Source organism: Pseudomonas salmasensis, from assembly GCF_014268375.2.
Lineage (GTDB): Bacteria > Pseudomonadota > Gammaproteobacteria > Pseudomonadales > Pseudomonadaceae > Aquipseudomonas > Aquipseudomonas salmasensis.
The window spans coordinates 689,050-699,477 of record NZ_CP077083.1; the positions used below are offsets into that span (position 1 = coordinate 689,050).

General features: G+C 62.8%; 10 protein-coding genes. 6 read left to right on the plus strand and 4 right to left on the minus strand.

What is annotated here, in order from left to right:
- Both HU731_RS02855 and HU731_RS02860 read left to right on the plus strand, forming a co-directional pair.
- The gene (locus HU731_RS02855; protein ID WP_186608522.1) at positions 1-1,257 is read left to right on the plus strand and encodes a 3-phosphoshikimate 1-carboxyvinyltransferase; all 1,257 of its coding nucleotides are present in this window, start codon (positions 1-3) and stop codon (positions 1,255-1,257) included.
- A 139-nt stretch (positions 1,258-1,396) separates the two neighbouring features.
- Positions 1,397-1,786: a hypothetical protein gene (locus HU731_RS02860; RefSeq protein WP_186608521.1), complete on the plus strand. Its 390-nt coding sequence runs from the start codon at positions 1,397-1,399 to the stop codon at positions 1,784-1,786.
- A gap of 1 nt (position 1,787) precedes the next feature.
- Here the strand turns inward: HU731_RS02860 and HU731_RS02865 are convergent, their stop codons facing one another.
- Positions 1,788-2,387: an NAD(P)H-dependent oxidoreductase gene (locus tag HU731_RS02865; RefSeq protein ID WP_186608520.1), complete on the minus strand. Its 600-nt coding sequence runs from the start codon at positions 2,385-2,387 to the stop codon at positions 1,788-1,790.
- A gap of 72 nt (positions 2,388-2,459) precedes the next feature.
- Here HU731_RS02865 and HU731_RS02870 point away from each other — a divergent pair, with 72 nt between their 5' ends.
- Entirely contained in the window at positions 2,460-3,062 is a 603-nt protein-coding gene (locus tag HU731_RS02870; protein ID WP_186608519.1) for a TetR/AcrR family transcriptional regulator, read from the plus strand.
- Here the strand turns inward: HU731_RS02870 and HU731_RS02875 are convergent.
- Together HU731_RS02875 and HU731_RS02880 are read right to left on the minus strand one after the other, a co-directional pair.
- Entirely contained in the window at positions 3,052-3,729 is a 678-nt protein-coding gene (locus HU731_RS02875) for a GNAT family N-acetyltransferase (RefSeq protein ID WP_186608518.1), read from the minus strand. The genes HU731_RS02870 and HU731_RS02875 overlap by 11 nt on opposite strands.
- Positions 3,730-3,785: 56 nt before the next feature.
- A complete protein-coding gene (locus HU731_RS02880; protein ID WP_186608517.1) occupies positions 3,786-4,670 on the minus strand; it encodes a LysR family transcriptional regulator in 885 nt (294 codons plus the stop codon).
- Between the two features lie 113 nt (positions 4,671-4,783).
- On the opposite strand from HU731_RS02880, the gene HU731_RS02885 reads away from it, so the two are divergent.
- The 3 genes from HU731_RS02885 to HU731_RS02895 all read left to right on the plus strand — a co-directional run bounded on the left by HU731_RS02885 (position 4,784) and on the right by HU731_RS02895 (position 9,315).
- Positions 4,784-6,004 (plus strand): MFS transporter, encoded by a 1,221-nt coding sequence (locus HU731_RS02885; protein ID WP_186608516.1) that lies wholly within the window; start codon positions 4,784-4,786, stop codon positions 6,002-6,004.
- A gap of 81 nt (positions 6,005-6,085) precedes the next feature.
- Positions 6,086-6,937: a CAP domain-containing protein gene (locus HU731_RS02890; protein WP_186608515.1), complete on the plus strand. Its 852-nt coding sequence runs from the start codon at positions 6,086-6,088 to the stop codon at positions 6,935-6,937.
- 173 nt (positions 6,938-7,110) lie between these two features.
- A complete protein-coding gene (locus tag HU731_RS02895) occupies positions 7,111-9,315 on the plus strand; it encodes an ATP-binding protein (protein ID WP_186608514.1) in 2,205 nt (734 codons plus the stop codon).
- Here the strand turns inward: HU731_RS02895 and HU731_RS02900 are convergent.
- Positions 9,294-10,415 carry a GGDEF domain-containing protein gene (locus tag HU731_RS02900; RefSeq protein WP_186608513.1) on the minus strand — a complete coding sequence of 374 codons (1,122 nt, stop codon included), beginning with the start codon at positions 10,413-10,415 and terminating at the stop codon, positions 9,294-9,296. The two genes, HU731_RS02895 and HU731_RS02900, sit on opposite strands and share 22 nt — an antisense overlap.
- Between the last annotated feature and the right edge of the window lie 13 nt (positions 10,416-10,428).

The following is a 10,428-nucleotide window of genomic DNA, read 5'->3' on the forward strand; positions in this document are numbered from 1 at the left end:
TTGAGTTCGCAGAAAACCGTGACCGTTACACCGCCCAACTTCCCCCTCACTGGCAAGGTCGCGCCCCCCGGCTCCAAATCCATTACCAACCGTGCGCTGTTGCTGGCGGCACTGGCCAAGGGCACCAGCCGTTTGAGCGGTGCGCTCAAAAGCGATGACACGCGCCACATGTCGGTCGCCCTGCGGCAGATGGGCGTTACCATCGACGAGCCGGACGACACCACCTTTGTGGTCACCAGCCAAGGCTCGCTGCAATTGCCGGCACAACCGTTGTTCCTCGGCAACGCCGGCACCGCCATGCGCTTTCTCACGGCTGCCGTGGCCACCGTGCAAGGCACCGTGGTGCTGGACGGCGACGAGTACATGCAAAAACGCCCGATCGGTCCATTGCTGGCCACCCTCGGCCAGAACGGCATTCAGGTCGACAGCCCCACCGGTTGCCCACCGGTGACCGTGCACGGCGTGGGCAAGGTTCAGGCCAAGCGTTTCGAGATTGATGGTGGCTTGTCCAGCCAGTACGTATCGGCCCTGCTGATGCTCGCCGCGTGCGGCGAAGCGCCGATTGAAGTGGCGCTGACCGGCAAGGACATCGGTGCCCGTGGTTACGTGGACCTGACCCTCGATTGCATGCGTGCGTTCGGTGCCCAGGTCGACGCCGTGGATGACACCACCTGGCGCGTGGCTCCCACCGGCTATACCGCCCATGATTACCTGATCGAACCCGACGCTTCCGCCGCCACTTACCTGTGGGCCGCAGAAGTACTGACCGGTGGCCGTATCGACATCGGTGTAGCCGCGCAGGACTTCACCCAGCCCGACGCCAAGGCACAGGCCGTGATCGCGCAATTCCCGAACATGCAGGCCACGGTGGTGGGCTCGCAAATGCAGGATGCGATCCCGACCCTGGCGGTGCTCGCCGCGTTCAACAACACGCCGGTGCGTTTTACTGAACTGGCGAACCTGCGCGTCAAGGAATGTGACCGCGTGCAGGCGCTGCACGATGGCCTCAACGAAATTCGCCCGGGCCTGGCGACCATCGAGGGCGACGACCTGCTGGTCGCCAGCGACCCCGCCCTGGCTGGCACCGCTTGCACCGCACTGATCGACACCCACGCCGACCATCGCATCGCCATGTGCTTTGCCCTGGCTGGGCTTAAAGTCTCGGGCATTCGCATCCAAGACCCGGACTGCGTGGCCAAGACCTACCCTGACTACTGGAAAGCCCTGGCCAGCCTGGGCGTCCACCTAAACGACTGACACACAAACCTGTAGGAGCGAGCTTGCTCGCGAAAAACGTTAACGAAAACGCGCGCTTGCTGAATGAATGCGGCGCCTGTGAGTTTTTCGCGAGCAAGCTCGCTCCTACAGTTGCAGTGAAACCTTGCCGGGAGCGTCAATGACCCTTCGCCAACCCTGCCCACCCGGCGCCTGTGTCTGCAACCGTGAACAACTGCTGGAAGCGCCCAGCGCTGATCTGCGCATTCTGCAACTGACGCGCCAGCAGGAAAAAATCCTGCTGGCGCGCCTGGAAAACCTCAAGAGCCTGCAAGACCTCAAACACCTGCAACAACGGATGTACGACCAACTGGGCATCCGCGTACACATCGCGCCGGGGCATACCGAGGTCAAGAGCATGCGCGGGATCCAGATCGTCATCGACGAACTGCCGGGCATGTGTCGCAAGACCCGCCAGTCCATTCCCGCCTCCATTCGCCGTGGCCTGGAGAAGAACCCCGAGATTGCCTACCGCTTGCTCGACGCCCACGACCTGTTTCGCGACGCTTGAATTATCCCGCCACTGCCTCACGCTCAAACAATCCCTGCCCCACCGCCCGGGCCTTGTGCAAATGCGCCTGGGCCGTGCCGCTTTCCGAGTCCAGCAACAACTGCGAGGTGAGTACCCGCGCCCCGCAATAATCAAAGATGCCGTAGTCGATCTGGGTGTTCATGGCCTTGGCATAACCGTGTCGCTCAAAGGCACTCTCATCGGCCCCACCCAGGGCCAGCAGATGCACCTGCAAATGCCGCAGTTTCTTCTGCACCGGTGTATCGGGGCCGTAATCAATCGCCCAGCCATTGACGAACACGCGGTCCACCCAGCCCTTGAGCAACGCGGGCATCGACCACCAGTAGATGGGGAACGCCAGCACCAGCGCGTCGGCGCGGTCAATACGGGCCTGCTCGGCCAGCACGTCAGCGGGTGGCACCGCCCGAGTACGGTGCACCGAGTGGTCGGCAGCGCTGTAGCGTGGGTCGAACCCTTCAGCCGCAAGGTCGGCCATTTCAAAGGTGTGGCCAGAGGCGGTCAAGCCCGCGCCCACCTCGGCGGCCACGCTGTGGGTGAGAGATTGTGGGTCGTGATGGGCAACAACGATCAGTGCGTGCATGACTTTGACTCCCTTTCGGCTTAATCTACTTTTAGTAAGTTACGTCAATTAAGTTACTTTTGGTATATAAGCATGTCAAGCAGTGAATCCCCTGCCCCACGTCGTCGTTTGTCCCGTGAAGGTCGCCTGCGTCAGTTACTCGACGTGGCCTGGCAATTGGTGCGTGACGAAGGCACCGACGCCCTGACCCTGGGCCGCCTGGCCGAGCTGGCGGGCGTCACCAAACCAGTGGTTTACGACCACTTCGCTACACGCGCAGGGTTGCTGGCCGCGCTGTATGCAGACTTCGACGAGCGCCAGGACCAGGTGTTTGCCGATGCCATCGCCACCAGCAACGCGACCCTTGAGGACCGCGCGTGGGTTATCGCGTCGTCGTATGTCGATTGCGTGTTGTTGCAAGGTCGGGAAATCCCCGGCGTGATTGCCGCTTTGAGCGGTTCGCCGGAGTTGGAAGCATCCAAGCGCGAATACGAGGCGATCTTCCTCGATAAGTGCAGAGACGCGCTGTCGCCCTTCACCCATGGCGCCAGCATCTCTCAGGCTGGATTGCGCGCCATGCTCGGCGCGGCGGAAGCGCTGTCCCACGCGGCGGCCAATGGCGAGATCAGCCGCGAGGAAGCCCAGCAGGAGCTGCTGGAAACTATCCTCGGGATGGTCAGGCGCGTCAGGCCGTAGGCAGACGGCCCTGGACGAACAGTTGCGCCTTGCGCGTCAACTGGTCCAGGTGCCGATCGCGCTGTTTCTCTGCGTCGACCATGGCGCGCTTGCCGTGTTTTTGCAGCAGGTAGGTGTGGATCTGCCGCACTTCCAGCGAGCTGTAGATCGAGGCCACATCCAACACGCCCATCAGCCCTTCGGTGGCGTAGTTACGGGTGTTCATCACGACCTGGGTACCCCGCGCACCGCGCACCTGAAAACCCAGGGCTTGGAACGCCGCAACCTTCTCTACCGCACAGGCCAGTTCGGCGTGGGGATAACGCGCCAACACCTCGTCCAGCATGCTGCGTGCCACACCCTGGCGACGAAAGCCGGCCTGCACCGCCATAAACGCGATGCCACAGGCGTGCGGATCACCCTTCACCGGCAGATACAGGCAAAAGCCTACAACCGTCTCGTCTTCCATCGCCACGACCAACTCCACCGCAACGCCCTTTTCGCCATTCAACGCCTCAAGGTACAGGTGCACCTCAAACCCGATGGCGTACTGGTAGATGTTGTAGAGCAGGTTGCTCGGTGCCAGCGCCACGCTGCTGATGTCGGTGAGGTTGTCCACCACCATCTGCAGGATCTGGCTGTTGATCGGTTCGGGGCACGGCGTGGTATAGCGGGTAAGGCTGAACATGCAAATTCCTGGGGTTTCGCGTCAAGGCAGCGGCGATTGTACCTGTTGCGGGCCGCTCATGGCCCGCACACCTCGCGCAAGCACGCGCGCAGCCAGCGATGGGCCAAGTCTGCGTCCTGTCGCGGGTGCCACAGCATCGCCACGGTGAACGGCGGCAACGTCACCGGCAGCTCAAAGCAGTGCAAGCCTTGAGGCGGCGCGGTGATGTAGCGTTCAGGCACGCTGGCGATCAGGTCGGTGCTCCGCGCCAGGGCGATGGCGGTGTTGAAACCGGCGACCACGATGCTGACCTGCCGAACCAGACCTTGCGCCTCAAGGGCATCGTCGATCTGGCCACGGTCCTGCCCGCGCCGAGACACGTAGATATGTTGTCCCTGGGCGAAACGCGCTGCGCTTAGCGTGCCGCGACTCAGCGGATGGCCCTCGCGCACCACGCCCACCAGCCGGTCACGAAACAGCGCTTGGGTCAGCACTTCGGGGCTGGCGCCGACATCGACCACACCGGTTTCCAGGTCGACGCCAGCGTCGCGCAACAACGTAGTGTCCTTGTCGCTCTTGTGCACGAAACGCAAGCGCACGCTCGGTGCCTCCTGGGCGATACGCGCCAATAGCGCGGGGCCGAAGCGTTCGACGAACTCCTCACTGGTGCGCAGGGTGAAGGTACGCACCAGCTCACCCAAATCCAGGGTGTGCGCGGGGCGCAATACGGCGTGGGCGTCTTGCACCAGTTGGCTGACCTGCTCGCGCAGTTGTAACGCCCGGGGCGTCGGCACCAGGCCGCGACCGGCACGCACCAGCAGCGGATCGCCGGTGGCCGCACGCAAACGCGCCAGGGCCCGGCTCATGGCCGAAGGGCTCAGGCGCAAGCGCTGGGCAGCGCGAGCGACACTGCCTTCGGCAAGCAACACGTCCAGGGTGATGAGTAAATTGAAGTCGGGCATGCGGGCTCCTTATCAGGCGTTCGGTGCAGCTATAACCTGCAACCCATGCGTCTTCCGCCATGTTAGGCGACGCCGTAGATTTGTGACAGGTGCATTCACTCAAGGAAACGCGCATGCAAACCTCCACACGCGGCGGCTTAATCGCTTTGTCGTTGTCCATGTTGCTGGCCGCCCTGGGCACCAGCATTGCTAATGTCGGCCTGCCCAGCCTGGCGCACGCCTTCGGGGCATCGTTTCATGCGGTGCAGTGGGTGGTGCTCGCTTACCTGCTGGCCATCACCGCGGTGATTGTCAGCGCCGGGCGCCTGGGCGACCGTCTGGGGCGCCGGCGCTTGCTGCTGAGCGGGTTGCTGGTGTTTGCCCTGGCCTGCGCCGGGGGTGCCGCCGCGCCAACCCTGCCCTGGCTGATCGGCGCACGGGCATTCCAGGGCCTGGGCGCGGCGATCATGATGGCGATGACCCTGGGCATGGTGGGTGACACCGTCACCAAAGAGAATACCGGCCGAGTCATGGGCCTGCTCGGCACCATGTCGGCACTCGGCACGGCCATGGGGCCGAGTGTCGGCGGGGTATTGCTCAGCCTGTGGAGCTGGCGCGCGCTGTTTTTGATCGGCCTGCCCTTGGCGGGTGTGGCTGCCGCCCTCGCCTACCGTTATTTGCCGGTGGATGCTGACCGCCGCGAAGCTTGGCCAGGCGATACATTCTGGGCCCCCATGCGTGATGCGCCGTTGCGCGCCGGCCTGGCCATGAGTGCCCTGGTGTCGGCGGTGATCATGGCCACGTTTGTGGTGGGCCCGTTCTATCTGTCGCGTGGCCTGGGCCTCGATCCCGCCTGGATGGGCTTGGCCATGGCCGTCGGGCCAGCGGTCGCGGCGCTTACCGGTGTACCGGCGGGTTACCTGACCGATCGCCTCGACAGCCAGCGCGTAACCCTCATGGGGTTGGGTGTAATGCTGTGCGGGAGCTTGTTGCTGTCGCAGGTGTCGGGGCTCGCCATGTATCTCGCGGCCCTGACCGTGTTGACGGCCGGCTACAGCCTGTTCCAGGCGGCCAACAACACGGCGGTGATGAGCGATATACAGGCGACACGCCGAGGCACGGTGTCCGGCCTGCTGAATCTGTCGCGCAACCTGGGCCTGATTTTCGGCGCATCGGCCCTCGGCGCAGTGTTTGCCCGCGTCACTCCGGATGTCAGTCACGCCGCGCCACAGGCGGTAGCTGCCGGCATGCACGCGACCTTTGCCGTGGCCGCGGGTTTGATACTGCTGGCCATTTTGGTGAAGGTCTTGGCCCGGCGCGATCAGGGCGCGAAACACTCGGCATTCAAGAACTGAGCAAAAAAGTTCGGACCAACGGGTGCATGGATGCACCTGGATCGCGCATCATGGGCACTTTCAAGCTCAAGGGTAACGTCCATGCGCGTTCTGTCATTGATGATGGGTCTTACGACGCTGGCCGCCACTACGGTGTTCTGCGCCAGCGCGATGGCGAATGAAGAAAGTCAGTTAGTCCAACAAATCAACCAATACCGCAGCCAGGTACAACGCTGCGGTGACCAGGGTTCCCAGGAGTTGCCACCGCTGGCCAGCGACACACGGCTGGTATTGCCGGCGTCCAATGTCGGCGATTTGCAGCAGTCGCTGGCGCGCGCTGCGTACCCCATGGTGAATGTGCAGGCTATCAGCCTGTCCGGGCCCAAGGATGCCGAGGCCGCGATGAAAGCGGTGCGCGAGAGCTTCTGCCGCGTCGTGCTCGACCCGCAGTTTGTCGATATCGGCGTCAGCAACAGCGGCCAGGACTGGCGCATCGTGCTGGCCCGCCCGCTGGTGACCAGCGGCCTGGGCGATTGGCAGACCGAAGGCAGAAAGCTGCTCGACCTGATCAACACCGCCCGTGCCGAGCCGCGCCAGTGCGGCACCCAGGCGTTCACGGCGACGGCGCCCTTGTCGTGGAACGACACGCTGGCCAGCGCGGCCAACAGCCACACGCGCAATATGGCCAACGGCAATTTCTTCGACCACCTGGACCCCGATGGCCGTACGCCTGGCGACCGCGCCGAATTGGCCGGGTATATCGCGAAGAGTATCGGCGAAAACATCGCCGCCGGCCTCGACACGCCGCGCAAGGTCGTCGACGGTTGGCTCGCCAGTCCCGGCCACTGCGCCAACCTGATGAACCCGCAATTTCGCGAATTGGGTGCCGCCTACGCCATGGACCCCAAGAGTGACGCGGGCATCTATTGGACGGGTTTATTCGGCACGCAATGAAGGTTGGGTGTCGGCCCAACCCGGCCAACAATGACGGCGTGCAAATAGACAATGAAATCAAAGTGCTATCAGGGAGATAATCGCGCTGAACTGAATGCGGTCATTCCGGTCTGTAGCTAGTCGGTGTGACTCTTCAAAGCTAAACAATGCGTGGCAAGCAAGGTGTGAACCCAATGATGAATTGGCTGCAAGGCAGCAGCGAAATGGCAGAGCGGGTTCGTCAGCATGATTGGGCCAATACGCCCTTGGGGCCACTTGAACACTGGCCCGACGTGTTGAAGACAACCGTTGCGCTGTCCTTCGCATCGAGTTTCCCCCAGGCCATCGTCTGGGGGCCTCAGTTGATTACCCTCTATAACGACGCGTTCACGCCCATCCTGGGTAGCAAGCCCGACGCGTTGGGCCGCCCGTTCAACGAGATCTGGCACGAGGTGTGGGACGATATCAGCCCTATCGCCGACGCCGCGTTCGACGGGCACGCCACCTATATCGAAAACTTCCCGCTGTTGATCCAACGCAACGAAGCGCCGGAACAAGCCTATTTCACCTTTTGCTACAGCCCGATTCGCAACGCCCAAGGCATGGTGGTCGGTCTGCTCGACACGGTCACCGAAACCACTGCCACGGTGTTCCTGGCCCGTCGTCTTGAAGTGCTGGACGCCATTAGCAACTGCGTGACCAACGCCACCGACGCTGAAACCATCATGACGTCGACCACCCGTTTGTTGGCCCAGCACCTGCAGGTGTCCATTTGCGCCTACGCCGACATGGACGAGGATCAAGACGGCTTCACCATTCGCGGCGACTGGTCGGCGCAAGGCTCGCCGAGCATCATCGGCCATTACAGCCTGGCGGCGTTTGGCGAGTGCGCGGTCAACTGCCTGCGTGCCGGCGAGCCACTGGTGATACGCAATAATCTGATCGAGTTGCCGCCCCATGATGCCGCAAGCTTCCAGGCGCTCGGTGTGACAGCCACCATTTGCATGCCATTGATCAAAGACGGGCGGCTCACCGCGCTGATGGCCATACACGACAAAGTGCCGCGCTTTTGGTCGTCCTACGACATCGCGCTGCTGGGTGAAGTCACCGAACGTTCCTGGGCACATATCGAGCGCGTGCGTGCCGACGCCGCCGTGCGTAAGGGCCTGGCTGCCTATACGGAACTCAACGCCAGCCTGGAGCAGCGCGTGAATGAGCGTACCCGTGCGCTGGCCGAAGCCGAAGCCGCGCTGCGCCAGTCACAGAAGCTGGAGGCCATCGGCCAACTGACCGGTGGCGTCGCCCATGACTTCAACAACCTGCTGACCATCATCCGCTCATCCGTGGATTTCCTGCGCCAGCCGGGCCTGTCCGAGGAGCGTCGGCAACGCTATATGTGCGCGGTGTCCGACACCGTGGAGCGGGCCAGCAAGCTCACCAGCCAACTGCTCGCCTTTGCCCGTCGCCAACCATTGAACCCGCAGGTGTTCGATGTCGGCCAGCGCGTGCAGAACATCGGCGAGATGCTCGAAAGCGTTACCGGTGCACGCATTCATGTGCAGGTTAAATTGCCCGATCAGCCCTGCTATGCGCGCATCGACCCCAGCCAGTTCGAAACCGCGCTGATCAACATCGCCCTCAATGCCCGCGATGCGATGGACGGCCAGGGTACCCTGACCCTGAAGGTCGCCGGGCAGCAAACGCTGCCCCGTATCCGCGGGGATGCCGAGTCGTGCATGCCTTACATCGCGATCTCCCTGGCCGATACCGGCACCGGGATTCCCAGCGATACCTTCGAGCGCATCTTCGAGCCGTTCTTCACCACCAAGGCCGTGGGCAAAGGCACGGGCCTTGGCCTGTCGCAGGTATTCGGCTTTGCCAAGCAGTCAGGCGGCAATATCGATGTGGCCAGCACCCTCGGCCAGGGCACGGTGTTTACCTTGTACCTGCCGCAAGTCGAAGGCGAAGCGGCGCCGCACCAAGACTCGCATACAGACTTGCCAGCGCCGCAAGAGGCGGCTCATCAGCATGTGCTGATCGTCGAGGACAACCTTGAGGTGGGACGCTTCGCCAGCCAGATCCTCAAGGACCTGGGTTACCAGACCACCTGGGCGACCAATGCCGAACAGGCGTTGAACCTCGCCGGCAATGACGTTCAGGGGTTTGACGCGATTTTCTCCGACGTGGTGATGCCCGGCATGACCGGCGTGGCCATGGCCAAACTACTGCGCCAGCGCCGCCCGGACCTGCCCGTGGTACTCGTCTCTGGCTACAGTGAGGAGCTGGCGGACAGCGGCTATGAAGGCTTTGAATTCCTCGCCAAGCCCTACTCCGCCGACCAGGTTGCGCGGGTGCTGGCAAAGGCGATGTGCAAGGATCAGTCTACGACCGCCACCTGATTGCGGCCCGATGCCTTGGCCTGGTACAGGGCCTTGTCGGCGCTGTTCATCAAGCCGTTCAAATCCAGATGCTGAGCGTGGGTGGACGCCACGCCCAGGCTGGCGCTCACCCCCTGGACCGGGTCGGCGGGCAAGTCACCAATTTTCTGGATCAACTGCTCGGCAATGTCGCGCGCGGTCTCCAACGAGGTATTGGGCAGCAACACCGCAAACTCCTCGCCTCCCAGGCGACCGTAGATATCGGTCTGGCGAAAGGATGCGCTGATCACTGCGCCAATCTGGCGCAACACCTGGTCACCGACTTGGTGGCCGTAGGTGTCATTGATGGCTTTGAAGTGGTCCATGTCCATCATCAACGCACACAACGGCTGCTGCTCGCGCAGGCACTGCGCGTACAGCAACTGGGCCTGCTCGTAAAACGCCCGACGGTTCATCAGCCCGGTCAGCTCATCGGTCTGGGCGGCACGGGTGGAAATATGATGAGCGCGCTCCATCTGCCGCGTCAGGCGAAAGGCTTTCTCCAGGGCATCGGAGAGCTTGCGTGTCGCCCCGACCACAAACGAGGCAAACACCAGCACCGCCAGCGCCACACCGACTTGCATCGGTGAGGGCTGGAGCAGCATCCATACCGTACAGGGAAGCAACACCAGCGCCATGGAACCCAGCGTCATGTAGCGATAGGCCGAATAACAGGACACCGCGCTGACCGACATGCCCACGGTAAACAGCATCACCAACACCTGGGATAAACGGTCATCGACCGGCATCACCGCCAGCGCCCCGCCGCCCCAGATCCCCGCCGACAGCATCAGCGTGACCCAGTAGTGGCGTTCCCAACGGGCGGGTGTGCGCCCCGCGTCAGGGCAGCGAAACCATTGCACGAACAAATGCAGGCGCACCAATGACGAGCCCGCCAGCAGCACCAGCCACGCCAGGATGACTTGATGATCGAACCGATCCCAGCACAGCCAGCAGAGCATGACAGCGCCCAGGTAGCTGCCGAAGATCGCCGAGAATGATTGACGAAACAGCTGGTGCAAACGGTCGGTTCGCACCTGCTCTTCGATTTGCTGACCCTGATCTTGCCCGAGGCTATTCATGGGATTGGCCTGT